Source organism: Streptomyces sp. NPDC057877 (genome assembly GCF_042796855.1).
Taxonomy (GTDB): Bacteria; Actinomycetota; Actinomycetes; order Streptomycetales; family Streptomycetaceae; genus Streptomyces.
Window position 1 is genome coordinate 216,241 of record NZ_JBHVMS010000003.1, and the last position, 23,770, is coordinate 240,010.

Annotated in this window: 26 protein-coding genes; 9 read left to right on the plus strand and 17 right to left on the minus strand. The window is 71.8% G+C overall.

The window, feature by feature from the left end:
- Positions 1–40 precede the first annotated feature (40 nt).
- The 3 genes from ACFVQG_RS08740 to ACFVQG_RS08750 are packed head-to-tail and all read right to left on the minus strand — an operon-like array spanning position 41 to position 1,697.
- Entirely contained in the window at positions 41–706 is a 666-nt protein-coding gene (locus ACFVQG_RS08740; RefSeq protein ID WP_383378415.1) for a DUF5063 domain-containing protein, read from the minus strand.
- Positions 699–1,298 (minus strand): recombination mediator RecR, encoded by a 600-nt coding sequence (gene recR, locus ACFVQG_RS08745; RefSeq protein ID WP_383378417.1) that lies wholly within the window; start codon positions 1,296–1,298, stop codon positions 699–701. Before recR ends, ACFVQG_RS08740 begins: the two co-directional genes overlap by 8 nt.
- Positions 1,299–1,355: 57 nt before the next feature.
- Positions 1,356–1,697 carry a YbaB/EbfC family nucleoid-associated protein gene (locus ACFVQG_RS08750; protein ID WP_383378419.1) on the minus strand — a complete coding sequence of 114 codons (342 nt, stop codon included), beginning with the start codon at positions 1,695–1,697 and terminating at the stop codon, positions 1,356–1,358.
- A gap of 235 nt (positions 1,698–1,932) precedes the next feature.
- Between ACFVQG_RS08750 and ACFVQG_RS08755 the strand changes: the two genes are divergently transcribed.
- On the plus strand, positions 1,933–2,688 hold the full coding sequence (locus ACFVQG_RS08755) for an SLATT domain-containing protein (protein WP_383378421.1): 756 nt from the start codon (positions 1,933–1,935) through the stop codon (positions 2,686–2,688).
- Positions 2,689–2,761: 73 nt separating this feature from the next.
- Here ACFVQG_RS08755 and ACFVQG_RS08760 read toward each other — a convergent pair whose 3' ends face one another.
- The 4 genes from ACFVQG_RS08760 to ACFVQG_RS08775 all read right to left on the minus strand — a co-directional run bounded on the left by ACFVQG_RS08760 (position 2,762) and on the right by ACFVQG_RS08775 (position 7,340).
- The gene (locus ACFVQG_RS08760) at positions 2,762–4,303 is read right to left on the minus strand and encodes a PstS family phosphate ABC transporter substrate-binding protein (protein WP_383378423.1); all 1,542 of its coding nucleotides are present in this window, start codon (positions 4,301–4,303) and stop codon (positions 2,762–2,764) included.
- 99 nt (positions 4,304–4,402) lie between these two features.
- A complete protein-coding gene (locus tag ACFVQG_RS08765) occupies positions 4,403–6,202 on the minus strand; it encodes a serine/threonine-protein kinase (protein ID WP_383378425.1) in 1,800 nt (599 codons plus the stop codon).
- Between the two features lie 77 nt (positions 6,203–6,279).
- Positions 6,280–6,738: a MarR family winged helix-turn-helix transcriptional regulator gene (locus ACFVQG_RS08770; protein WP_383378427.1), complete on the minus strand. Its 459-nt coding sequence runs from the start codon at positions 6,736–6,738 to the stop codon at positions 6,280–6,282.
- Positions 6,735–7,340 (minus strand): type 1 glutamine amidotransferase family protein, encoded by a 606-nt coding sequence (locus tag ACFVQG_RS08775; RefSeq protein WP_383378429.1) that lies wholly within the window; start codon positions 7,338–7,340, stop codon positions 6,735–6,737. Before ACFVQG_RS08775 ends, ACFVQG_RS08770 begins: the two co-directional genes overlap by 4 nt.
- 160 nt (positions 7,341–7,500) lie before the next feature.
- Here ACFVQG_RS08775 and ACFVQG_RS08780 point away from each other — a divergent pair, with 160 nt between their 5' ends.
- The 3 genes from ACFVQG_RS08780 to ACFVQG_RS08790 all read left to right on the plus strand — a co-directional run bounded on the left by ACFVQG_RS08780 (position 7,501) and on the right by ACFVQG_RS08790 (position 10,506).
- Positions 7,501–8,856, plus strand: coding sequence for an aspartate aminotransferase family protein (locus ACFVQG_RS08780; protein ID WP_383378431.1), 1,356 nt, complete (start codon positions 7,501–7,503; stop codon positions 8,854–8,856).
- A 157-nt stretch (positions 8,857–9,013) separates the two neighbouring features.
- Positions 9,014–9,715, plus strand: a complete 702-nt coding sequence (locus ACFVQG_RS08785; RefSeq protein ID WP_383379724.1) for a GntR family transcriptional regulator — start codon at positions 9,014–9,016, stop codon at positions 9,713–9,715.
- 140 nt (positions 9,716–9,855) lie between these two features.
- Entirely contained in the window at positions 9,856–10,506 is a 651-nt protein-coding gene (locus tag ACFVQG_RS08790; protein ID WP_383378433.1) for a hypothetical protein, read from the plus strand.
- Between the two features lie 9 nt (positions 10,507–10,515).
- On the opposite strand, the gene ACFVQG_RS08795 is transcribed toward ACFVQG_RS08790, so the two are convergent.
- Positions 10,516–10,728 carry a hypothetical protein gene (locus ACFVQG_RS08795; protein WP_383378435.1) on the minus strand — a complete coding sequence of 71 codons (213 nt, stop codon included), beginning with the start codon at positions 10,726–10,728 and terminating at the stop codon, positions 10,516–10,518.
- An 81-nt stretch (positions 10,729–10,809) separates the two neighbouring features.
- Positions 10,810–12,093: an adenylosuccinate synthase gene (locus tag ACFVQG_RS08800; RefSeq protein ID WP_383378437.1), complete on the minus strand. Its 1,284-nt coding sequence runs from the start codon at positions 12,091–12,093 to the stop codon at positions 10,810–10,812.
- A 210-nt stretch (positions 12,094–12,303) separates the two neighbouring features.
- Here ACFVQG_RS08800 and ACFVQG_RS08805 point away from each other — a divergent pair, with 210 nt between their 5' ends.
- Complete coding sequence (locus tag ACFVQG_RS08805; protein WP_383378439.1) at positions 12,304–13,155, plus strand: diacylglycerol kinase; 852 nt, start codon at positions 12,304–12,306, stop codon at positions 13,153–13,155.
- 15 nt (positions 13,156–13,170) lie between these two features.
- Here ACFVQG_RS08805 and ACFVQG_RS08810 read toward each other — a convergent pair whose 3' ends face one another.
- Positions 13,171–13,668, minus strand: coding sequence for a GbsR/MarR family transcriptional regulator (locus ACFVQG_RS08810; protein ID WP_383378440.1), 498 nt, complete (start codon positions 13,666–13,668; stop codon positions 13,171–13,173).
- A 104-nt stretch (positions 13,669–13,772) separates the two neighbouring features.
- Between ACFVQG_RS08810 and ACFVQG_RS08815 the strand changes: the two genes are divergently transcribed.
- From ACFVQG_RS08815 to ACFVQG_RS08825, 3 genes are read left to right on the plus strand one after another with little or no spacing between them, the layout of a single operon-like run.
- Entirely contained in the window at positions 13,773–14,705 is a 933-nt protein-coding gene (locus tag ACFVQG_RS08815; protein ID WP_383378442.1) for an ABC transporter ATP-binding protein, read from the plus strand.
- Positions 14,702–16,363 carry an ABC transporter permease gene (locus ACFVQG_RS08820; protein WP_383378444.1) on the plus strand — a complete coding sequence of 554 codons (1,662 nt, stop codon included), beginning with the start codon at positions 14,702–14,704 and terminating at the stop codon, positions 16,361–16,363. The genes ACFVQG_RS08815 and ACFVQG_RS08820 overlap by 4 nt, the downstream gene beginning before the upstream one ends.
- A 44-nt stretch (positions 16,364–16,407) precedes the next feature.
- On the plus strand, positions 16,408–16,632 hold the full coding sequence (locus ACFVQG_RS08825) for a hypothetical protein (protein ID WP_383378446.1): 225 nt from the start codon (positions 16,408–16,410) through the stop codon (positions 16,630–16,632).
- Here ACFVQG_RS08825 and ACFVQG_RS08830 read toward each other — a convergent pair.
- From ACFVQG_RS08830 to ACFVQG_RS08840, 3 genes are all read right to left on the minus strand, one after another.
- A complete protein-coding gene (locus ACFVQG_RS08830; RefSeq protein WP_383378448.1) occupies positions 16,616–17,818 on the minus strand; it encodes a cytochrome P450 in 1,203 nt (400 codons plus the stop codon). The two genes, ACFVQG_RS08825 and ACFVQG_RS08830, sit on opposite strands and share 17 nt — an antisense overlap.
- Positions 17,819–17,940: 122 nt before the next feature.
- Positions 17,941–18,135 carry a DUF397 domain-containing protein gene (locus ACFVQG_RS08835; RefSeq protein ID WP_383378450.1) on the minus strand — a complete coding sequence of 65 codons (195 nt, stop codon included), beginning with the start codon at positions 18,133–18,135 and terminating at the stop codon, positions 17,941–17,943.
- Positions 18,135–18,986: a helix-turn-helix domain-containing protein gene (locus tag ACFVQG_RS08840; protein ID WP_383378452.1), complete on the minus strand. Its 852-nt coding sequence runs from the start codon at positions 18,984–18,986 to the stop codon at positions 18,135–18,137. Before ACFVQG_RS08840 ends, ACFVQG_RS08835 begins: the two co-directional genes overlap by 1 nt.
- 229 nt (positions 18,987–19,215) lie before the next feature.
- Here ACFVQG_RS08840 and ACFVQG_RS08845 point away from each other — a divergent pair, with 229 nt between their 5' ends.
- Positions 19,216–19,650 (plus strand): ATP-binding protein, encoded by a 435-nt coding sequence (locus ACFVQG_RS08845; RefSeq protein WP_383378454.1) that lies wholly within the window; start codon positions 19,216–19,218, stop codon positions 19,648–19,650.
- Here the strand turns inward: ACFVQG_RS08845 and ACFVQG_RS08850 are convergent.
- From ACFVQG_RS08850 to ACFVQG_RS08865, 4 genes are all read right to left on the minus strand, one after another.
- Positions 19,620–20,288, minus strand: coding sequence for a response regulator (locus tag ACFVQG_RS08850; protein WP_383378456.1), 669 nt, complete (start codon positions 20,286–20,288; stop codon positions 19,620–19,622). The genes ACFVQG_RS08845 and ACFVQG_RS08850 overlap by 31 nt on opposite strands.
- Positions 20,285–21,670 carry a histidine kinase gene (locus ACFVQG_RS08855; protein WP_383378458.1) on the minus strand — a complete coding sequence of 462 codons (1,386 nt, stop codon included), beginning with the start codon at positions 21,668–21,670 and terminating at the stop codon, positions 20,285–20,287. The genes ACFVQG_RS08850 and ACFVQG_RS08855 overlap by 4 nt, the downstream gene beginning before the upstream one ends.
- 64 nt (positions 21,671–21,734) lie before the next feature.
- Positions 21,735–22,409 (minus strand): response regulator, encoded by a 675-nt coding sequence (locus ACFVQG_RS08860; RefSeq protein ID WP_383378460.1) that lies wholly within the window; start codon positions 22,407–22,409, stop codon positions 21,735–21,737.
- Positions 22,409–23,731 (minus strand): sensor histidine kinase, encoded by a 1,323-nt coding sequence (locus tag ACFVQG_RS08865; RefSeq protein WP_383379727.1) that lies wholly within the window; start codon positions 23,729–23,731, stop codon positions 22,409–22,411. The genes ACFVQG_RS08860 and ACFVQG_RS08865 overlap by 1 nt, the downstream gene beginning before the upstream one ends.
- Between the last annotated feature and the right edge of the window lie 39 nt (positions 23,732–23,770).

Sequence of the window (23,770 nt, forward strand, 5' to 3'; positions counted from 1 at the left end):
GAGGCGACCGCCCGCCCGGCGGAGGACGCGAGATCCTCCGTCACTGGGGAGCCGACGAACGCAGGCCCAGGGGACCCGCGATCTCCTCCGCCATGACCGCGCCCGCCTCGATTTCCAGGGTGTCGTCGCCCATGCCCTGGTCGGTGTCCAGGCCGTCGAGTTCGGCGAGGGGCTGGTTGAGGCGGACGTGGGCGAGGACCGAGTGGAGGGCGCGGAGGGTGGCGGAGGCGGTGGAGCCCCAGTTGGAGAAGTAGGAGAACTGCCACCACCACAGGGCCTCCGTGGTGCGGCCCGCGCGGTAGTGGACCATGCCGTGCCGGAGGTCGGCGATGACGTCGGCCAGGTCGTCCGAGATGCGGGCCGGGACCGGGGCCTTGCGGGGCTCGTAGGGGTCGAAGACCTCCGAGTACACGTCGACCGGGTCGAGGAGGCGGGCCAGGTTCTCGCGGAGGATGTCCACGTCCTGCTCCGGGCCCGGGTCGGGCTCGTAGCGGTCGTCCGGGACGATGTCCTCGTGGGCGCCGAGACGGCCACCCGCGAGCAGGAGCTGCGAGACCTCCAGGAGGAGGAAGGGGACCGCCGAGTCCGGCTCGTCGCCCTTAGCGACCTCCGTGACGGCGACCAGGAAGCTCTCGATCTGGTCCGCGATCTGGACCGCGAAGTCGTCCGGGTTCTGGTTCGTCGCGTGCAGCGTGGCGTCAGACATCTAGGAGTCGTCTCCCCTCGAAGGCGCGGCCGAGGGTGACCTCGTCCGCGTATTCCAGGTCGCCACCCACCGGGAGGCCGCTGGCCAGGCGGGTGACCTTCAGGCCCATGGGCTTGATCATGCGGGCGAGGTACGTGGCCGTCGCCTCGCCCTCCAGGTTCGGGTCCGTCGCCAGGATCAACTCCGTGACCGACCCGTCGGCCAACCGCGCGAGAAGTTCTCGTATACGCAGGTCGTCCGGACCGACACCCTCGATCGGGCTGATCGCGCCGCCCAGGACGTGGTAGCGGCCCCGGAACTCCCGGGTGCGCTCGATCGCCACGACGTCCTTCGGCTCCTCGACCACGCAGATGACGGACGGGTCGCGGCGCGGGTCGCGGCAGATGTTGCAGTTCTCCTCCTGCGCCACGTTGCCGCAGGTCGCACAGAAGCGGACCTTCGCCTTCACTTCCAGCAGGGCCTGGGCGAGGCGCCGTACGTCCGTCGGTTCCGCCTGGAGGATGTGGAAGGCGATCCGCTGCGCGCTCTTGGGACCGACGCCGGGGAGCCGCCCCAGTTCGTCGATGAGGTCCTGGACCACGCCTTCGTACAACGGACTGCCGTCCTTCCTATGGTCTTTCGGTACGTACGGTAGTTGGCCCGCGCCCGCTTAGAAAGGCAGGCCCGGGATGCCGCCGCCGCCCAGGCCCTGGGCCAGCGGGCCGAGCTTCTGCTGCTGGAGCGCCTGCGCGTTCTCGTTGGCCGCGTGCACGGCCGCGACGATCAGGTCCGCGAGGGTCTCGGTGTCCTCCGGGTCCACCGCCTTCGGGTCGATCTGCAGCCCGCGCAGCTCTCCGGCGCCGGTGACCGTCGCCTTCACCAGGCCGCCGCCCGCCTGGCCGTCCACCTCGGTGCGGGCCAGTTCCTCCTGGGCCTTCGCCAGGTCCTGCTGCATCTTCTGGGCCTGCTGAAGCAGCTGCTGCATGTTGGGCTGGCCACCACCGGGGATCACGATCAGCTCCTCGCCGTCATGTCGTCATGTCCGTCGTCACTCCTGGGACGAGCCTACGTGGTCCTCGCGGGGCTCGCCCCGCCACTCTTTCGAGTGAGTCGGGACTGTGGCCTATACCTGATCAACGCCCTCTTCCGGGCGGAAAAGCGGGGAAACCGTCCTCTTCGCCACCCATTGGGAGGTAGGAAGGGTCCCGCATACGTGCCGGACGCAGTTGACCAGTAGGGAGTGCCGGGTGGGTCAGCCGGAGATGCAGCCCGAGAGGCCGCCGCGGGACGGGCGGGACGAGGGTGCGGCCGGGCTGCGGCCGGGCGATCTGGCCGGGCGGGCGTTTCCGCTCGGTGACTGGGGGGAGCCCGCGGAGCGTCTGGACGAGCTGTACCGGTGGGTGGAGCGGGGGGCGCTGCAGACCGTGGCCTGGTATCTCGTCGACCGGGTCTGGAAGCGGCGCTGTGCGCGCGTGCTGCGCGGTGGGGCGGCGTGTGGGGCGGTGACGGGGGCTGCGTTGCCGTTGGTGGATCTCGCGGGGGTGGTGGGCGGGGCGGCGCCGTGGGGCTATCTGGCGCTGCTGGTGGCGGTGGCCTGTGTGGGGGTGGACCGGTTCTTCGGGGTGACGTCCGGGTGGATAAGGGACGTGGCCACGGCTCAGGCCGTGCAGCGGCGGTTGCTGGCGTTGCAGTTCGACTGGGCGTCGGAGAGCGTGCGGGAGGTGCTCGGGCCCGCGGAGGGGACGGCGGGGGAGGCGGCGGAGCGGTGCCTGGGGGTGCTGCGGCGGTTTTCGGAGGATGTGACCGAGCTGGTGCGGACGGAGACGGCGGACTGGATGGTGGAGTTCCGGGCCGGGGCGTCCGTGCCGTTGGGGGTTCAGGCGGGGGGCGCCGGTGGGGGGCGGGGGGATGCCGCGGGGGCCGGGGGTGGGCGGTTCTCGTTGCCGCCGGGGAATGGGACTCGGCCCAACATGCCTCGGCAGCGGCCGCCGGAGCCTCGGTGACGATTCCTGGTGGGGGGTCGCTGGGTGACCGGCGTTGGTGCGGGCGGCACGACCGCCCGCGGCCACGTCAGCTTCACCTGCACAACTGCCGGTACCGCGAACAGGGCAGATGCCCCCCGTCCTCGACGATCTCCCGGCTGCCGCCGGTCTCCAGGTAGTCGAGGAAGCTGGTCGTCAGGGCCTCCGGGGACGGGGCGGTGTAGGCGTACTCGACGTCGCGGTAGGGGTAGTCGGTGGCGCCCTGGGCGATCAGGTTGATGTCGGCCTTGTGGCCGTCGAGGGCGACGAGGGCCAGCTTGTCGTGGTCCTCGGCGAAGCGGAGTTCGCTGTAGCCGATGGCGCCGGGCCGGGCGGCGACCTTGTTGAGGACCTCGCGGGTGGAGCCCAGTTCGCAGCGGGTGCGGGAGGAGTCGGAGGAGGGCGGGGTGCCGCAGTCGAGGGAGGTGCTCGGGACGTCCTCCCAGTGCTTCAGGACGCGGTCCTGGAAGACCTGGCGGGTGCCGGAGTCGTCGCCGCGGCTGACCATGACGATGGGGAGACCGGCGATGGCGGGGGGAGCGTCGGGGAGGATGTCGCCCCAGCGAGCGGCGTCGCCCCGGTAGATCTCCTGGAGTTCCGGGACCGACAGGCCGCCCGCCCGGTCGATCTCCGCCCCGACACCCTCGTGGACGACGACGGTGAAGACCGAGAGCGCGATCCCCTGCCCCTTCAGGCCCCAGCGCGCGCCCAGCGGACCGTCCGAGAAGGCGATCACGGAACCGGCGCCGCCCTTGTCGTCCCGCACCAGCGCGCCGAGGTCGGCGACCCCGGCCTCGCTGCCGCGCGCGTCGACGGTGATGTCGACGCCCTGGCACTTGTCCTCGTACTTGTCCGCGATCTCCTCGATCACCGGCGCGAAGGCGGTGGAACCGGTGACGGTGAGTTCGCCGCGTTCGCACTCGATGGGGTTGCCGTCGCGGAGCAGGATGATGCCCGCGAGAACCAGTACGGACACGGTGAGCAGCGCCGTGAGGACCCGCGCCGGGAAGCTGAACACCGGTGGTTTGTCGTCCGGCGTGCCCCCGCGGTTGCGGTGCACCCTGCCGTCCCGGATGCCGCCGACCAGCCGTACCTCCCGGCCCACGTCACCGCCGGTGAGCAGCACCAGCAGCTTGAAGTAGTCGCCGCGGTTGAGGGGGACCCGTGGGATGCGCAGGCGGTTGCCCTCGTAGCCGAAGCCGCGTTCCTCGGTGAAGTAGGAGGTGAGGTCGCCGTCGCCGGTCGGCTCGGTGACGGAGACGCCCTCGATGACCCGGTCCTCGAACACGGCGGTCAGGCCGTGCCGGTCGGCGGAGGTGAAGTCGTCGCGGGCGATGCTGCGGGAACCGTCGTTCTCGATGCGCAGCAGGACGAGCGTGGCGTCGTCCATGTTCAGGGAGTGGTGGAAGAAGCCGGTACGGACGTTGGGGCGGCCCGAGCTGACCTCGTTGCCTATCGGGTTGTCCGTCTGGACGCGGTAGCCGAGGCGCTTCTGGCTCGGCACCCGGCGCTCGTACCAGACCAGGCCGGTGGACGCGGCGACGCCGAGCAACGCGGTGACCACCGCGATCACGTTCTCCGCGCTCAGCCACTCCATCGCCGTGCCCCCCACCCGTCTCGACCGGGGGTCACCGTATGTGCGTACGAGCGCTCAGTCAGCAGTCCGTCACAGAAGTTCAATGTACGTTCAACTGACTCACTGCCTGCGGTACGTCAACTCCTCCCCCGTGCTCACGTTCACCCGCTCCAGCCTGCCGTCCGACAGCAGGGTGACCCGGGTGGCCTCGCCCGGCGAGCACGCGGTGGCCGGTTCGGCGACGGTCACCGTGGAGGGGCCGATGCTCAGCGGGCCGTCCTCGGACGAGGGGGCGTCGGTCAGGTCCGCCTCGAACACGCAGTGGTACGTGCCGCCCCCGTCCGTCGGGCCGTCCGCGACCAGGCTCAGCACCGTGTCCCCCACCTCGCCCTGCTGCACGGTCAGCCGCCGGGAGTGCTGCCCGGCCGCGTTGTCGATCGTCGTCGTCCAGGTGCCGAGGTAGGCGGCGGGGACCGTGCCCTCGTCCTCGGGGGGTGGAGTGGTGGTGGTCGTGCTCGGTGACGGTGACGGGGACGGGGGCGGGGTCGTGACGGCCGAGACGGACGGGGTCGGGTCGGCCGCCGTGTCCTTCCCGTCCCCGTTGCTCATCAGCGCGTACACCGATCCCCCGGCCGCCAGCGCCACCACCAGCGCGACCGTGACGAGCAGTGCGGTGGTGCGGCCGTTGCGCCGCGGTGGCTCGCCGGGCGGACCGTAGGGCGGGGTGGCCGTCGGGTCGAGGGGCGGCGGTCCGTACGGCGGGGTGGAGCCGCCGTAGGCGGGGTGCGGGGCGGGGTAGCCGTAGGCGGGGTGCGGATGGCCGTAGGCCGCGGGCTGGGTGGGAGGCGGCGGGGGTGCGGCCGTGGCGCCGGGGCCGACGACGATCGTGGGGAGCCGGTCCAGTGGGGTGCCGTCGGGCGGTCCGTCCGCGGTGGGGGCGTGTTCGGGGGGCGGCTCGGCTCCCGGTGCCTCCGGCGACTCGGTCTCCAGCAACCGCACCGCGTGCCGCCCGAGTTGGGCCACCAGGGTGCCCGGCAGCCACGGCTCGCGGGAGCGGCCGTCGGCGACGGTGTCCTCGGCGCCGACGCGCTCCAGGATCTCGTCCAGGGTGGGACGGGCGGCGGGGTCCTTGCGCAGGCAGTCCTCGACCAGGTCGAGCAGGCCCTCCGGGACGGTGCCGAGGTCGGGGTCGCCCTGCGCGATGCGGAACATCAGCGCGTGCACCCCGCTGTCGGCGCCGCCGAAGGGCAGGATGCCGGTGGCGGCGTAGGCGAGGACGGAGCCCAGGCAGAAGATGTCGCAGGCGGGCGTGATGCGGTCACCGCGCACCTGCTCGGGCGCCATGAAGCCGGGCGAACCGACCAGCGCGCCGGTGCGGGTGAGGCCGCCGTCGGTCACCGTCTCCAGGGCCCGCGCGATCCCGAAGTCGATGACGCGCGGCCCGTCGATGGTGACCAGCACGTTGGACGGCTTGAGGTCGCGGTGGATGATCCCGGCGGCGTGGATGTCCTTCAGGGCCTGCGCGAGCCCGGCCGCCAGGATGCGCACCGACCGCTCGGGCAGCGGGCCGTGGTCCCGGCCGACCACCTCCTGGAGGCTCGGCCCGGCGACGTATCCGGTGGCGACCCAGGGCACGGCGGCCTCGGTGTCGGCGTCCAGCACGGGCGCCGTCCAGTCGCCGCCGACCTGCCGCGCGGCCCGCACCTCCCGCCGGAAGCGCCCCCGGAACTCCTCCTGCGCCGCCAGCTCCGGCCGGACCAGCTTCACGGCGACCGTGCGCCCCCGGTCGGAGCGGGCCAGATAGACGTGCCCCATCCCTCCGGAACCGAGCCGCGCCAGCAACCGGTACTGCCCGATCCTCCCCCCGTGCTCAACGCCTGGGGGGACCCCCATCGGCTCCCCGGGCCCCAGCTTCTCCATGGCCGCACCGCCTCCCCCCTGCGTGAACCCCGGCCCGACAATAGTGCCGCCGCACGCGGGGATCGGATGCGATGCCTCTACGGTTCCGTAACAGGAAGGCCGACCTCGTCCAGCGCCGCCGACAGCCGCTCCAGCACCCGTACCGCCTCCGCGAACCCCTCCTCCCCCAGCGCCCGGGCCAGCCGGTCGGCGAACTCCGCGTGCCCGGGGTCGATGCGCCGTACCGCGTCCCGGCCCGCCGCCGTCGGCGCGAGGAGCTTGGCGCGCCGGTGCGCGGGGTTGGGCCGGTACTCGGCCAGCCCCCGCTCCACCAGCAGATCGGCGATGCGCTGCACGCTCTGCCGGGTGATGCCCATCGCGCGGGCGATCCCGGCCACCGGCAGCGGCTCGGGCAGCACCGCGCCCAGCACCTGCCACCAGGCCGCGCTGAGCCCGGCGGGCCGCGCCAGTTCGTCGGCCACCGCGAGGAACTGGCCGTTCAGCCGGAACACGCCGAGCGCGCCCCGGCTGAGCAGGTCCTGCCGGTCGCGGCTCACAGGGCCCCGGCCTTCGCCAGCACCTCGTACGCCGCCGGGTCGGAGTCGTGGAACAGCCGGTACCAGGCGTCCAGCACCTCACCCTCGTACACCCCGAGCAGCCGGAAGACCTCCCGCGCGAAGGCGACGGGCTCGGTGGGGCCCGCGGTGATCAGTTCGCCGTCGGTGACGGCGTCGGTCTCGACGTAGTGGGAGCCGCCCTGGTACCCGGTGGCGGCGAGGTAGAAGGACACGGCGCTGGTGTGGGCGCGGTCGTCGAGCAGGCCCTCCCGCGCGAGTCCGGCGGTGGCCCCGCAGATCGCGGCGACCGGCACGTCCGCGTCGAGGAACTCCCGCGCCTTGCGGGCGAAGGGCGCGAGGTCGTCGGAGGTGTCCCAGAGGTCGGCGCCCGGGAGGATCAGCAGCGCGCTGTCGTGCGGTCGTACGTCGTCCAGGGCCAGGTCGGGCTGGACGGACAGTCCGCCGATGCTGCGCACGGGCGCGGTGGCCGGGCCGACGGTACGGATCTCGTACCCGGCGCGGGCGAGGTGGGCGGTGGCGTGTCCGGTCTCCCAGTCGGCCAGGGTGTCGTAGACGGCGAGGTGCACGGTCTTGTTCGGCATGGCCTGCTCCCTTGGTGGGCTGTATGACAGTAGGCTGTCATACCGACAGCCTGCTGTCAATCATCAGCCTGGGACCGTCGACAACCTGTCGCGGAAAGCCCGCACCCGCAGACAGGACGCCGATACCGCTTCCGTATCGCGGACATCTACGCTCGCCCGCATGACCCCTCAGCCAGATCCCCAGGTCGGCGCCGCGGTGAAGGCCGCGGACCGCGCGCACGTGTTCCACTCCTGGTCCGCGCAGGAACTCATCGACCCCCTCGCCGTCGCGGGCGCGGAGGGCTCGTACTTCTGGGACTACGACGGCACCCGCTACCTCGACTTCACCAGCGGGCTCGTCTACACGAACATCGGCTACCAGCACCCGAAGGTCGTCGCCGCGATCCAGGAGCAGGCCGCGCGGATGACGACCTTCGCGCCCGCCTTCGCCGTCGAGGCCCGCTCGGAGGCGGCCCGGCTGATCGCCGAGCGCACCCCCGGCGACCTGGACAAGATCTTCTTCACCAACGGCGGCGCGGACGCGGTGGAGCACGCCCTCCGCATGGCCCGGCTGCACACCGGCCGCCCCAAGGTGCTGTCGGCGTACCGCTCGTACCACGGTGGCACCCAGCAGGCCATCAACATCACCGGCGACCCGCGCCGCTGGGCCAACGACAGCGGCACGGCGGGCGTGGTGCACTTCTGGGCGCCCTTCCTCTACCGCTCCCGCTTCTACGCCGAGACCGAGGAGCAGGAGTGCGCGCGGGCGCTCGAGCACCTGGAGACGACCATCGCCTTCGAGGGGCCGTCGACCATCGCCGCGATCGTCCTGGAGACGATCCCGGGGACGGCGGGGATCATGGTGCCGCCGCCGGGCTATCTCGCCGGGGTGCGGGAGATCTGCGACAAGTACGGCATCGTCTTCGTCCTCGACGAGGTGATGGCCGGGTTCGGGCGCACCGGTGAGTGGTTCGCGGCCGACCTGTACGGCGTGACGCCGGACCTGATGACCTTCGCCAAGGGCGTGAACTCCGGCTATGTGCCGCTCGGCGGGGTCGCCATCTCCGGCGCGATCGCGGAGACCTTCGCCAGGCGGCCGTACCCGGGCGGACTGACGTACTCCGGGCACCCGCTGGCCTGCGCCGCCGCCGTCGCCACGATCAACGTCATGGCGGAGGAGGGCGTCGTCGCGAACGCCGCCCGGCTCGGCACGGACGTCCTCGCACCGGCGCTGCGCGAGCTGGCCGAGCGGCACCCGAGCGTCGGCGAGGTGCGCGGCGTCGGCATGTTCTGGGCGCTGGAGCTGGTGCGGGACCGGGAGACCCGGGAGCCGCTGGTGCCGTACAACGCGGCCGGGGAGGCGAACGCCCCGATGGCGGCGTTCGCGGCGGCGGCGAAGGCGGGCGGGATCTGGCCCTTCGTGAACATGAACCGCACCCATGTCGTGCCGCCGTGCACCGTCACCGAGGCCGAGCTGAAGGAGGGGCTGGCCGCGCTGGACGCGGCGCTGTCCGTCGCCGACGAGTACACCGCGTGAACGAGTACGGACGCGTCCACCGCGTGAACGAGTAGGGCGGAGTGGACGCGTCCACCCGGTAACGGACGGACAACCTGGGCCCTGGACCACGTAAGGTGGCGTGCTCGAAGACCTGCACGAGTACGCCACCGAGCGCGACGAGGGGAGACACCCCACCATGCCCGGCCCCACCGGCAACGGCGCCGTGACCCGCAGCACCCTGCGCCAGCAGATCGCGGACGCGCTACGCGACGAGGTGCTGGCCGGGCGGCTGCAGCCGGGGCAGGCGTTCACGGTCAAGGAGATCGCCGAACAGTACGGCGTCTCCGCCACCCCGGTGCGCGAGGCGCTGGTCGACCTGTCCGCGCAGGGCCTGCTGGAGGCCGACCAGCACCGCGGCTTCCACGTCCGCGAGTACTCCGTCGCCGACTTCCGCGGTCTCGTCGAGGCGCGCGCCCTGGTCATCGACGGCATGTTCCACGCCCTCGGCCACGGGCGGGGCGCCGCCCGGGACCCCGGCGACCCGCGTACGGCCGCCGCGCTCGCGGGCGTACGGCGGCGCGGCGAGGAGGCGCAGCGCGCCGCCCGCACCGGTGACCTCACCGTGCTGATCGGCTACGACCTGCGCTTCTGGCGCGAACTGAGCGCCCTGTTCGGCAACCCCTACCTCGTGGACTTCCTGCACCGGCTGCGCGTGCAGTCCTGGGTGTGCACCGTGCAGCGGCTGCGGCGGCTGACGGATCTGCGCGGGCGGCTATGGGCCGAGCACACCGAAGTCGTCGACGCCCTGGTGCGGCGCAACATGGAGGGCGCCCGCGCACTGATCGCCGAGTGCAACGCGCACTCGCTCTCCCTGATCGAGGAACCAACGCGGGACTGAGGGACGTTTTCCGGTCGTGGGGCGGTGCCCGGGGGTATGGGACCTGCACGAGGGGACCCGACCCCCCGCCGTACCGATTACCCTTCCCTGACCACCGGGGTACGCACTGGTGCGAACCCGCCTTCGCGAGGAGTCCCCTTTTGGCCTGTGACCTGTGGCTGGTACCGCTCGTCGACGTGTTGTGCCACACGCCCGACAACCCGTTCGCCGAGGAACTCGCGCAGTACAACAAGGTGCTGGCCGAGGCCGGACTCCCTCCGGTGCCGGTGTACCAGTACATGCCGGGCCTGTCGGGCGATGTCGCGCCGGTGGCCGGGTTCGACTACGACGCGCTGCACTTCCTGCGCCGCGCCTATCTGCTGCAGGTGTGCGGGCTGCCGGTGAACCCGGTGGACGAACTGGGCGGCGACTACGAACAGTTGCTGGAGATGTTCGAGACCACGGCCCAGCAGTCCCACCTCGTCTGGCACTACGACCACGCGGGCGCGTACGTCCCCGTGGACTTCCCGCACCCGCTGTCCAACGAGGAACTCCTCCCGGGCGGCGGCCCGTTGGGCTCGTCGCAGACCCTGCTGCGGGAGCTGGAGTACGTGGCCCCGTCGATCGGCATCGACCCGGCCAACCCCCCGGCCGCGCCCGAACCCCCGCACGGGCCGACCGCGTTGGAGGAACCCGCCGTACCCGCCCCGTACGACCCCAGCCCCTTCGCCCGCGAGCGGCACGTCTGGCTGGGCCTGCACGCGGCGGCGACGCGCAGTCTGGCGCAGGGCTCGATGATCGTCTTCAGCTGAGCATGCCGCTCAGCGGATCAGACCGATCCCCGGCGGCCACAGCACCCCGCTCGCCAGCAGCAGTGAAGGGCCCAGATGCACCGGACACACGCGCAGCGGCGGCTTGCGGTGCCGGGCGACCTCGAAGCGCACGGGGTCCGCGCAGTCACCGGGGTCGCCCTCGTCGCCGTAGGGGCCCTGGCAGAGCATGCCCCGGGCACGGCGGTCGTGGCGGTCGTCCATGGTCCGATTCGACCGCACACGGCCCGCCGCCGCCCGTCGGAGTCATCCGAACGGCGGCGGGCGTCTTCCGCTCGTGCGGCCCTACAGGAACGAGTTGATCTCGATCGTCTCGTCCCGGCCCGGACCCACGCCGATCGCGGAGATCGGAGCGCCGGACATCTCCTCCAGCGCCTTGACGTAGGCCTGCGCGTTCTTCGGCAGGTCGGCGAAGGTCTTCGCGCCGGTGATGTCCTCCGACCAGCCCGGCAGGGTCTCGTAGACCGGCTTGGCGTGGTGGAAGTCCGACTGCGAGTACGGCAGCTCCTCGACGCGCTTGCCGTCGATCTCGTACGCGACACAGACCGGGATCTGCTCCCAGCCGGTGAGCACGTCGAGCTTGGTGAGGAAGAAGTCGGTCAGGCCGTTGACCCGGGTCGCGTAGCGGGCGATCACCGCGTCGAACCAGCCGCAGCGACGGTCCCGGCCGGTGGTCACGCCCCGCTCGCCGCCGATCCGGCGCAGCGCCTCGCCGTCCTCGTCGAACAGCTCGGTCGGGAACGGACCGGCGCCGACGCGGGTGGTGTACGCCTTCAGGATGCCGATGACCCGGCTGATCTTCGTCGGGCCGACACCGGTGCCGGTGCAGGCGCCGCCCGCGGTCGGGTTGGAGGAGGTGACGAAGGGGTACGTGCCGTGGTCGATGTCGAGCAGGGTGCCCTGTCCGCCCTCGAACAGCACGACCTTGTCGTCCTCCAGGGCCTGGTTGAGGACCAGGACGGTGTCGGCGACGTACGGGCGGAGCTGCTCCGCGTAGCCCAGCAGTTCCTCGACGACCTGGTCCACGGCGATCGCGCGGCGGTTGTAGAGCTTGGTGAGCAGCTGGTTCTTGACGTCGAGGGCCGCCTCCACCTTCTGGGTGAGGATCGACTCGTCGTACAGGTCCTGCACCCGGATGCCCACGCGGTTGATCTTGTCGGCGTAGGTGGGTCCGATGCCGCGCCCGGTCGTGCCGATCTTCCGCTTGCCGAGGAAGCGTTCCGTCACCTTGTCGACGGTGACGTTGTACGGCGTGATGATGTGCGCGTTGCCGCTGAGGAGGAGTTTCGAGGTGTCGACGCCGCGGTCGTCCAGTCCGCTCAGCTCGGAGAGCAGGACCGACGGATCGACGACGACACCATTGCCGATGACCGGCGTGCAGCCGGGGGACAGGATTCCGGAAGGGAGGAGGTGGAGGGCGTACTTCTGGTCGCCCACGACCACCGTGTGGCCAGCGTTGTTACCGCCCTGGTAACGCACCACATAGTCCACCGAGCCACCGAGCAGGTCGGTGGCCTTTCCCTTGCCTTCGTCACCCCACTGAGCACCGAGCAGCACAAGTGCGGGCACGCGCGTACACCCCTTCCGGGCGGGGCATGTCCAAGGTCGGGGGCGTACTCGGCACGGACCGTGCCTCGTACCCCGGCAACCCTCATCGGCCACCGACGGCCGTCGTCGGCCGTATACCCGTCGGACCCGGATGCCCCGGAAATAGACGAAGCCCCTGGCGCAATCGCGATAGGGGCTCTTGCACAAAGATGCTACCCGAGGAAGCGAGGCATGACCGAGGTGGCGACCTCCGACCAGCTTCTGGTGCTCATCGACCCGGTCGCCCGACGGACGGACGGCGAGTCTGTACGGATCGCGAAGGACGTGCTCAGCGCGGGTGCCGCCACCAAGGTGAGCCTGCCCGACGGCCCGGAGGAGTTCGCCCGTGCGCTGCGTCGGCGCGGGTCCCGGCGGCCCGTGCTCGTGGGGGACGACCGGGCGCTGCTGCGGACGGTGTCCCTGCTGCACCGCCACCGGGAACTGGCCGGATGCGCGCTGTCGGTGGTGCCGGTGGGGCAGGCGCTGGGGCTGGCCCGGTCGCTGGGGGTGCCTCCGGGGCCGGTCGCGGCGGCGCGGGCGGTGCTGGACGGGGTGGAGCGGCGGCTCGATCTGCTGGTGGACGACAGTGACGGGGTGGTGCTGGGCGCGGTGGGGATTCCGCCGCTGGGCGCGGGGCGCGAGGAGGCTCGCGCGGGTGCGGCGGGCCGCCCGTGGCTGCGCACCTGCCAGTCCCTCGTGCGCACCCTCGTCCCCGCCCGTCCGCCGCGCAGCACCGCGCCCGACCCGGGGCCCTCGCGGCTGCGGGTGGAGGTCGACGGCGTGACGCTGGTCGATCTGGACCAGCCGGTGCAGGGGTTCTCGCTGGCGCCGGGCGCCCCCGGAGTCGCCGAGGTCGAGGTCCGCCCGGCCTCGGTGGGCGCGGAGGCGTCGCCGCTGCGGGCGGCGGGGCGGACGGTGACCGTGTCCGGCGCGCACTTCCGCTACCGGGCGGACACGGTGGTGTCGGGGCCGGTGCGGACGCGGACCTGGACGGTGCGGGAGGCGGCGTGGGGGTTGATGCTGCCGGTGGCCGCGACGCGGTGACCGCGCATCCGCCGGTCACCCCTTGCCGAACAGGTTCTCCCGGTGCGCCCGCCAGCGCTCCATCATCCCCTCGACCTCCGACTCGATGAACTCGAAGAAGGCGAGGGTCTCGGCGAGCCGACGGCCCGCCGGGGTGTCGGGCCCGAGGCTGGTGACGCCGTCGCGGATGGCGTCCTCCCAGCGCTTGATGATCGCGTTGCGGTTGGTGAGGGACTCGTACCACTGGTCGCTGTGCACCCGGTACCGCTCCCTGCGCGACCCCGGCTCGCGCTCCCGGGAGACCAGGTGGACCTGCGCCAGGTAGCGCACGGCGCCGGAGACCGCGGCGGGGCTGACCTGGAGCTGTTCGCCCAGTTCGGCGGAGGTCAGGACGCCGGTGTCGGAGGCGAGCAGGGCCGTGAAGACCCGGGCGGGCATCCGGGGGATCCCCGCCTCCACCAGCTGCGCGGCGAAGTGTTCCACGAACCGCGACACCGACTCCGCGTCCCGGCCCACCGCCTCCGCATCCGCCATTCCCGCATCATCTCCCCTGGTCCCGCGCCTGTCCCCCAGTCTAAGGGCGATTTATACGCTTCCTTAACTTCACAAATTTCTGAAGACAGGAGTACGTTCAGGCCATGACCAAGGCCATCACCGTCTCCGGGCTGCACAAGTCCTTCGGGCGGACACACGCGCTGGACGGCCTCGACCTCGACGTCGAGACCGGCGAGGTCCACGGCTTCCTCGGCCCCAACGGCGCCGGGAAGTCCACCACCATCCGGGTCCTGCTCGGCCTGCTGCGCGCCGACTCCGGCGCCACCCAGGTGCTCGGCCGAGATCCGTGGGCCGACGCGGTCGAGCTGCACCGCCGTCTCGCCTACGTCCCCGGCGACGTCGAGCTGTGGCCCAACCTCACCGGCGGCGAGGCCATCGACCTCCTCGCCCGGCTGCGCGGCGGCCTGAACAAACAGCGCCGGGCCGATCTCATCGACCGTTTCGACCTGGACCCGACCAAGAAGGGCCGCGCCTACTCCAAGGGCAACCGGCAGAAGGTCGCCATCGTCGCCGCGCTCGCCTCCGACGCCGAGCTGCTGCTGCTCGACGAGCCGACCGCGGGGCTCGACCCGCTGATGGAGGTCGTCTTCCAGGACGTGATCGTCGAGGCCAAGGCCGCGGGGAAGACCGTCCTGCTCTCCAGCCACATCCTGGCCCAGGTCGAGAAGCTCGCCGACCGGGTGAGCATCATCCGGCTCGGCAAGACCGTGCAGTCCGGCACCCTCAGCGAGATGCGGCACCTCACCCGCACCACCATCGAGGCCGAGACCGAGCGCCCCGCCGACGGTCTCGACGCCCTGCCCGGCGTCCACAACCTGCTGACCACCGACGGCAGGGTGCGCTTCGACGTCGACGGCGCGCAGGTCGACGGCGCGGTCCGCAAACTCACCGAGTTCGGCATCCGCAGCCTGATCAGCCACCCGCCGACGCTGGAGGAGCTGATGCTGCGCCACTACGGCGACGAACTCGCCGCCAACGGACACGGCGGCACGCCCGCCAAGGGAGACGTGCGATGAGCACCTCGACCGCCCCCACCAGGACCGCCGCGCCACCAGGACCGGTCACCGGCGGCAACACCCTCGCCGGGACCAGGACCCTGATCCGCTTCGCGCTGCGCCGGGACCGCGTCCGGCTGCCCGTGTGGGTCCTCGCCCTGTTCCTCGGCACCGTCATGACGGCGCAGAACTACAAGACCCTCTACCCCGACCCCGAAGACCGCGCCAACATCGCCGAGACCATGAACAGCCCGGCCGGGCTGGCCATGTCGGGCCCGGCCCACTACCTCGACGACTACAACTTCGGCGCCATGCTCTCCCACGCGATGATCGGCTTCATGGCCGTCCTCGTCGGCCTGATGAGCGTGCTGGTCATCACCCGGCACACCCGTGCCGAGGAGGAGACCGGCCGCGCCGAGCTGGTGCGCTCCACCGTCGTCGGGCGGCACGCCCAGCTCGCCGCCGCCCTGTCGGTCGCCGTCCTCGCCAACCTCGTACTGGCGCTGCTGCTCGCGGTCGGGCTCCCCGGGCTCGGCGTCGACGGCATCGACACCAGCGGCTCGCTGCTGTACGGCGCCACCCATGCCGCCGCCGGGATCGTCTTCGCCGCCCTCGCCGCGGTCACCGTGCAGGTCACGGCGCACGCCCGCGGTGCGAGCGGCATGGCCCTCGCGGTCATCGGCGTCGCGTACGTGCTGCGCGCCGCCGGGGACAGCGGCTCCAGCGAGGCCCTGTCCTGGCTCTCCCCGATCGGCTGGGTGCAGCGCACCTACCCCTACGTCGACAACACCTGGTGGCCGCTGCTGCTCTGCGCCGCCCTCGCCGTGGCCTGCGCGGCGACCGGGTTCGTGCTGTCCACCCGGCGGGACGTCGGCGCCGGACTGCGCCCGGAGAAGCTGGGCAGCCCGGTCGCCTCCGACGCGCTCGCCACCCCGCTCGGCTTCGCCCTGCGGCTGCACCGCGGCACGCTGGTCGGCTTCGGGGCGGGCCTGTTCCTGATGGGCGCGATGTACGGCTCGATCCTCGGGGACGCCGAGGACATGCTGAAGGACATCGACCAGATCCAGGAGGCGCTGGACCGGATCGGCGGCGCCACCGTCGTCGAGTCGTTCGCGGCGATGGTGATGGTCGTCATCACGGTCGTGGCGGCGGTGTACGTCGTCATGGCGGCCCTGCGGCCACGCTCCGAGGAGACGGCGGGCCGCGCCGAGCCGCTGCTCGCCACGGGGCTGTCCCGTGACCGCTGGGTCGGCGCCCACCTGGCCGTGGCGATGGGCGGCGGCACCCTCGTCCTGCTGCTGGCCGGGCTCGGCTTCGGCATCTCCGGCGCGGCCTCGACCGGTGACGCCGGGCTGCTCTGGAAGCTGCTGGGCGCGGCCGTCGCCTACGCACCGGCGCTGTGGGTGACCGTCGGCGTCGCGGTGGTGCTGTTCGGCTGGTTCCCGCGGGCCAGCTCGGCGGCCTGGGTGGTGCCGGTGTACGCCTTCGTCGTCGGCTACCTCGGGCAGCTCCTGCAGTTCCCCGACTGGATGAACAACCTCTCCCCCTTCGGCCACGTCCCCCAGCTCCCCGCGGCGGACATGTCCTGGACGCCGATACTGCTGCTGACGCTGGTCGCGGCGGGGTTGGTGTGGCTGGGGCTGGCGGGCTTCCGGCGCCGGGACCTGGAGACGAAGTAGACGAACCGCGGAACCTCCGGCGGCCCGTACGCGTCCCTGCTGACATGGGACAACGTACGCAGGCCGCCGGAGGATGTCTGCTCGCGGCAGTCGGCGCGTGCGCCGGACTGGCGGTGTGGTCCATGGACTTCCGTGGCCGCTTCTTCCGCTTCGAGCAGTCCCCCGACTGGAAGGTCCTCTACGCCGAACTGCCCCTGTCGGTCCTCGGCGGCACCGCCGCCGCGCTGGGCGTCTGGGCCCTGGCCCGCCGCCTCAGACCTCGACGCTGAGCCCCTCCAGCCCCCGGATCACGAAGTTCGGCTTCCGCCGCGGCTCCTCCGCGAGCCGTAGCGTCGGGGCCTTCTCCAGCAGGGCCGTCATCGAGGCCGCGAGTTCGATACGGGCCAGGGGTGCGCCGATGCAGTAGTGAATCCCCGCGCTGAAGGAGATGTGGGGGTTGTCCTGGCGGGTGAGGTCGAGGGCCTCCGGCGCCCGGAAGACCTCCGGATCATGGTTGGCGGACCCGAAGAGCATCGCGATCTCGGCGCCGCGCGGCACGACCGTCCCGTCGATCTCGATCTCGTCCAGCACCCAGCGCTCGAAAAGCTGGAGCGGGGTGTCGTAGCGCATCAGCTCCTCGATGGCGGACGGGACGAGGGAGTGATCGGCGCGCAGGGCGGCAAGCTGATCGGGATGGCGGAAGAGGGCGTACCACCCATTCACGGTGGCGTTCACGGTCGCCTCGTGCCCCGCGTTCAGCAGCAGCACCGCCGTCGAGATCATCTCCTGCTCGGTGAGCCGGTCGCCCTCGTCGTGGGCCGCGATGAGCCCCGACATCAGATCCTCACCGGGCTCCTTGCGCCGCGCGGCGATCAGCTCGCGCAGGTACTCGCTGAACTCGACGGACGCCCGGACCGCCTTCGCCGCCGTCTCCTCGGACGGGTTCAGCTCGTACATCCCACAGATGTCGGCCGACCAGGGCCGCAGGGGCGCCCGATCGGCCTCCGGGATCCCCAGCATCTCCGCGATCACGGCAACGGGCAGCGGCTCGGCGACATCGGCGAGCAGATCCCCACCACCCGCGGCGACCAACCGGTCCACCAGTTCCTCGGCGAGCTTGCTCACATACGGCTTCAGCCGCTCCACCGTGCGCGGCGTGAACGCCTTCGACACCAGCCGCCTGATCCGGGTGTGGTCCGGCGGCTCCAGGTCCAGCATCCCGTGATCGTTGAGCGTATGGAACGGCTCCTGCTCGGGCGGCGGCGCGGTCCGCCCGAACTCCTCGTGCGTGAACCTGTGCGTATACGTCCGCCCGAGCCGCCGCTCCCGCAGAAGCGCCGAGACGTCCGCGTGGTGCGGCACCAGCCACTGCTCGGTGGCCTCGAAGTACACCACCCGCCCCCGCGCACGCAGCTCGGCGTAGGCGGGGTAGGGGTTGTCGAGGAACGCGGGGTTCCAGGGGTCGAAGGGTGCCATGTCGGGACGTTAGCTGGGTGGGGGGTGCGCTGACCAGGGGTGCCGGGTCCCGGACGGGGTTTGGCCTCTTTGGCTCACGTGCGCCGGAGGGTGCCGGTCGGGGGGTGGGCCAAATAGGCCGGTCAGCGGGTTGGCGATGCCTTCGTGTGGTCCTTGAGGTGATCGACGAAGGCGGAGAAGGCGGGGGTGGGGAAGGTGAGAGTCGCGTGGGCCGGGGCCTTGGAATCGCGGACGGATATGTGGGCGGGGCCCTCGGCGATCTCGACGCAGGTGTTGCCTTCGCCGCCGCCGGAGTATGTGGACTTGCGCCAGTACATCAAAGCTCCTTCGCCAGACGGTGGATGAAGTCGCGGGACGCGGAAGGGTCCAGCGATGCCCCCCTCACCGTACGAAAGAGTGTTCGCAGGTGGCTCAAGTGGGCCTCATCATCGATGAACAGCGTCCCCGTAGGCGCGTCGAGTAGCCCCGTGTCCAGCTTGGGCAACGGTCCGCCCATGTACATCATCGAGGCGTCCGCACCGGCGAATCCGTCCTGATCAACCGGGATGACCCGCACGGTGGCCCGGCCCTTTTCGATCTCGTCGAGAATGAGCCGGAGCTGCGACACGGATGTCTGGCGGTCGGCCACACGAATACGCAGAGCGAACTCATGGACAACCGTCTCGTACGGCGTCGGCTTGTCACCCTCGATGATCTGGCGTCGCCTCATCCGGTGCTCGACACGCGGGGTCAGCTGGCTCTCCTCCAGTTCCGGACGCATATACCTGAACACCGCGCGGGCGTAGTCCGGGGTTTGGAGGAGCCCAGGGACATACGTGATCACGACTTCATTCAGGAACGTCGCATGGTGCTCCGCCTCAGCCACGTCCATGTTCACCTGGGGCAGGACGTCCCGGTACTCGCTCCACCAGCCCCGTGAGCGCTCGCTAGCCATGGCTGCCAAGGCGTCGACGAATGCCTCGTCCGAGCAGCCGTAATGAGTCGTGAGCCGACGGACACGTTCCGCGCTGACTCCCGAGATACCCGCCTCCATCTGGCTCATCTGGGCCGACGTCGAGTCAAGGAAAGCCGCCACCTCGCGGGCCTTCAGGCCTGCGGCCTCCCGCAGCTTGCGCAATTCAGCACCCAGCCGCACCTGCCGAGCAGTGGGATTGCTTCTCGGCGCCATACGTTCTCCCATTCCCAACTGCGTGCAGACCGTGCCACTTTCGGGTGCCAGGCTACGGCAACGGGTTGCACGAGGAGAAATTTCTCCTCTACGTTGAGTGACGCGACGCACACACTGCGAAACTCCGGGACCCCGGAAGCGCACCGCTCCGCCCTGCCAAGACGGCTGCGGCACTGCCACCGCCCGGCGACCGCCCCCACTCACCACCCCACCCCAACGGAGCCGCCCCATGCCCGAAGACACCCCCTGGGAATACTCCCTCTACATCCCCAACGACCCCCGCGCCGTCACCGTAAGCCGCCGCACCCTCCGCCTCATCCTCACCCTGCACGGCCTGATCCGCCTCGTGGACACCGCCGAACTCCTCGCCACGGAGCTGGTCTCCAACGCCGTACTGCACACCAAGGGGCCCGCCGCGCTGCGGGTTCGCTGGGCGGAGGGGGTGTTGCGGATCGGGGCGTGGGACGCGGATCCCGAACCGCCGGAGCCGCCCGCACCGCTCATGGACCTCGCGGACGAGGAAGGTGGTCGAGGGCTCGCCCTCGTGCGGGCCTGTTCCGACCTCTGGGGGTGGCAGCCGCTGTCCAGGTTCGGCAACCGGGGCAAGTACGTGTGGTGCGAACTCGGCACCACTCAGCGCGGTGTCACCAGTCGGGCCTCGTAGGCGAACACGGCCGCCTGCGTCCGGTCCCGTAGGCCCAGCTTGACCAGGACGCGGCTGACGTGGGTCTTGATCGTGGACTCGGCGACCACGAGCCGCTCGGCGATCTCCGCGTTGGACAGGCCCTGGGCGATCAGGACGAGGACCTCCGTCTCTCGCTCGGTGAGGTCGCCGTAGGCCGCCTGGGCGGTGGCGGGGAGGCGGGGGGTGTCGGAGAGCTTGGAGAACTCGGTGATCAGACGTCTGGTGACGGAGGGGGCCAGGAGGGCCTCACCGGCGGCCACCACCCGCACGCCCTCAGCCAGTTGGCGGGCCGAGGCATCCTTGAGAAGGAAGCCCGAGGCGCCCGCCCGCAGCGCCTGGTACACGTACTCGTCGAGGTCGAAGGTGGTCAGGACGAGGACCTTCGCCGCGCCGTCCGAGGCGACGATCTCCCTGGTCGCCTCGATGCCGTTCAGCTCGGGCATGCGGATGTCCATCAGGACCACGTCCGGGGAGAGTTCGCGGACCTTCGTGACGGCCTCGCGGCCGTTCACCGCCTCGCCGACTACCTCGATGTCCGGCATCGCGTTCAGCAGGACCGAGAAGCCCTCGCGCACCATCATCTGGTCGTCCGCGACCAGCACGCGGATGGTCCTCATGCGTCACCCTCGCTCGCCGTGGCGACCGGCAGGAACACCGCCACCTCGTAGCCGCCCTCGTCCGTCGGGCCCGCCGTCATCTCACCGCTCAGCATGGAGACCCGCTCCCGCATCCCGGTGATGCCGTGCCCCGCGCCCGGTGAGGGCTTGATCAGGGCCGGTGCGGGCGGCGGGCCGTTGACTATGCGCAGGCCGAGACCGCCGAGGACGTACCCGATCTCGACGCGGGCGCCCGCGCCGGGCGCGTGCCGCAGGGTGTTGCTCAACGCCTCCTGCACGATCCGGTACGCCGACAGCTCCACGCCCTGCGGCAGCTCCCGCACCGCCCCGGTCACCGCCTTGTCCACCGTCAGGCCCGCGTCCCGCACATTGGCGAGCAGGGCGTCCAGGTCGGCGAGGGTGGGCTGCGGGGCGTCCGGCGCCTCGTAGTCCTCGGCGCGGACGACGCCCAGTACCCGGCGCAGCTCGGTGAGGGCCGCCACCGCGTTCTCCCGGATGGTGGCGAAGGCCCGCTCCAGCTCCGGCGGCGGGTTCTCCACCCGGTAGGGGGCGGCCTCCGCCTGGATGGCGACCACCGACATGTGGTGCGCGACGACATCGTGCAGCTCGCGGGCGATCGTCGTGCGCTCCTCCAGGAGCGTGCGCCGGGACCGCTCGTGCGCGGTCACCGTCTGCTGGGCGGTCACCTCCTGCTCGGCGGTGCGTCTGATGTGCCAGACCGTGACGGCGAGGAGGAGGAACGCGGAGACGACCAGCATGGGCGCGGTGTTGGTGTTGTAGTGGCCCCAGCCGAAGACGGTCTCGGAGACGAAGCCGTACGCCGCCGTCAGCACCCACATCCACGCCGCCGTACGCGGCCGGGTCCGGATCGCCACCACCGCAAGCACGGCCAGGTGGGAGAGGAAACTGCCGGGCAGCCAGGGCCAGTTGCTCCAGGTGGTGCCCACCACGGCGACGGCCGCCGTCGACGCGAAGGACAGCCAGAAGGCGCCCACCGGCCTGATCAGCGTCAGCAGCACCGGCACCAGCGCGAGGAACCCGCACAGCACCGCCGCCACGGTGCCACCGCCGCTCGCCCAGGCGACGAGCATCGCCACCGCCCCGGCCGCCGTCACCAGCGCGTGCGGGAGCAGCCCGGCCTGCTCCCGGAGCCTGCCGGGCAGCCGCCTGACCAGCGGGCCGTCGGTCTCCCTGCGGGGCAGCGGGCGGTAGGCGAACGCGTCGTGGAACAGGTCCTGCCGCAGCCCCTGCAGGGCGTCCATGGCCAGTCGGAACTCCGGGCTGCGGGCCTGGCCGTTCCCGTTCCCGATCTGGGTCGTCGTCTGGGTCGTCTCGGTCACGTACACGACGGTAGGCCGGGGCGGGGCGCCAGTCGTCACCATGGAGAGGGGTTCTTCCGGGTCCCTCTCAGGTACTACGGGTTCTCCGAGGGGCGGATCCCGGTCGTCAGTAACCCGTCGGGCGTACCACTCCCGACTCGAAGGCGAACACCGCCGCCTGGGTCCGGTCGCGCAGCCCCAGCTTCACCAGGATCCGGCCCACATGGGTCTTCACCGTCTGCTCGGCGACGACGAGGTGCTCGGCGATCTCCGCGTTCGACAGGCCCCGGGCGATCAGCGCGAGCACCTCCGTCTCCCGCTCGGTCAGCTCGCCCACGCGCGCCTTCAGCGGGCCGCGGGGCGCGCCGTCCATCCGGGAGAACTCGGCGATCAGCCGCCGGGTGATGCCGGGCGCGAGCAGTGCGTCCCCGGCCGCCACCACCCGTACCGCCTCCGCCAGTTGGTCGGCGGAGGCGTCCTTCAGCAGGAAGCCGGAGGCACCGGCGCGCAGGGCGTCGTAGACGTACTCGTCGAGGTCGAAGGTGGTGAGGACGAGGACCTTGATGTGCGGGTGGGCGGCCAGGATGCGCCGGGTGGCCTCGATGCCGCCCAGTTCGGGCATGCGGATGTCCATCAGGACGACGTCCGGGACGAGTTCGCCGACCTTGGCGACCGCGTCGAGGCCGTTCACCGCCTGGCCGGTCACCTCGATGTCCGGCTGGGTGTTGAGCAGCACGGTGAAGCCCTGCCGGACCATCTGCTGGTCGTCGGCGATCAGTACGCGGATGGTGCCGGTCGTCATCAGGTCTCTTCTCCGGTGGAGGTGGGGCTGCCAGGCAGGGCGCCGGGCGCGCCGTCCCTGGGGAGGAACGCCGTCACGGCGAAGCCGTTCCCGGTCCTGGTCGTCATGACGTGGCCGCCGAGCATCGCCGCGCGTTCGCGCATCCCCAGCAGGCCGTGGCCCGCGCCCGGCGAGGGCTGGACGGGCACCTGCGGACGCGAGTTGACGACGGCGAGATACAGGCCGTCGCGGTAGTGGGTCACCTCGACGCGGACGGCGGCCCCCGGCGCGTGCCGCAGGACGTTGCTCAGCGCCTCCTGCACGATCCGGTACGCCGACAGCTCCACGCCCGGCGGATACGGCCGCCCCCGTTCACCACGGATGTCGGTGACGATCCGCAGCCCGGTCGCGCGGGTGTTCTCGATCAGCGCGCCGAGCCGGTCGAGGGTGGGCTGCGGCGCGTCGGGGGCGGCACCGGGGCCCGCCTCGCCCAGGCCGTACCGGTCGTCCGGGGTGACGGGAATCTCCGAGCGCAGCACGCCGAGCACCCGGCGCAGTTCGGTGAGCGCCTCCACGGCGTTCTGCCGGATCCCGGCGAGGTTCTCCTTCAGCTCGTCCGACGGGTTCTCGACCAGGTGCGGGGCGACCTGCGCCTGGATGGAGATCACCGACATGTGGTGCGCGACCACGTCGTGGAGTTCGCGTGCTATCCGGCTGCGCTCCTCCAGCAGGGTGCGCCGGGCCCGCTCCTCGGCGGTGATCGTCTCCTGCTGCACCAGCTGGGTACGCGCCTCGCTGCGGCCCCGCAGCGCGGTGCCGACCAGCACGGCCAGGCCGCACAGCGCGACGGTCACCGTGCCCGTGCCGGAGTAGCGCTGGCCACCGATGACGCCCTGCATGAGGAACGTCGCGAGAGCGGTCCCGGCCAGGGCCGCGAGCGCTCTGCCCAGCGGCAGCCGCAGGGCGAGCAGCAGCAGCACGACGGCGTGCGCGAGCACCTCGGGGGTGTCCCACGGCCAGTTCGGGCCGGGCAGCGGATGCTCGGCCAGCGTCGGCCGGACGGCCAGCGCGAGCACCACCGCACCGGCCAGCGACAGCGCCCACGCCCGCCCGGGCCACCACAGCGCCACCACCACCGCCACGCCCTGCACGGCCGCCGCCAACAGCCCCTGGAAGAGGGTGATCCGATAGCCCCGGGCGATGTCCTCCCCGCCGCCCAGAGACACCCCGAGGGCGATCCAGGACACCACCAGGTAGGTCAGCAGCCGCACCCACCGGTACCGCGGCAGATGCGGGGCGAGCACGGAGGGCGACGCTCCCAGCCAGCCGCCGAGCCGCCGCAGCCTCGTCCGGGACCGCCGTGCCCCGCGGGCCTCGCCCCC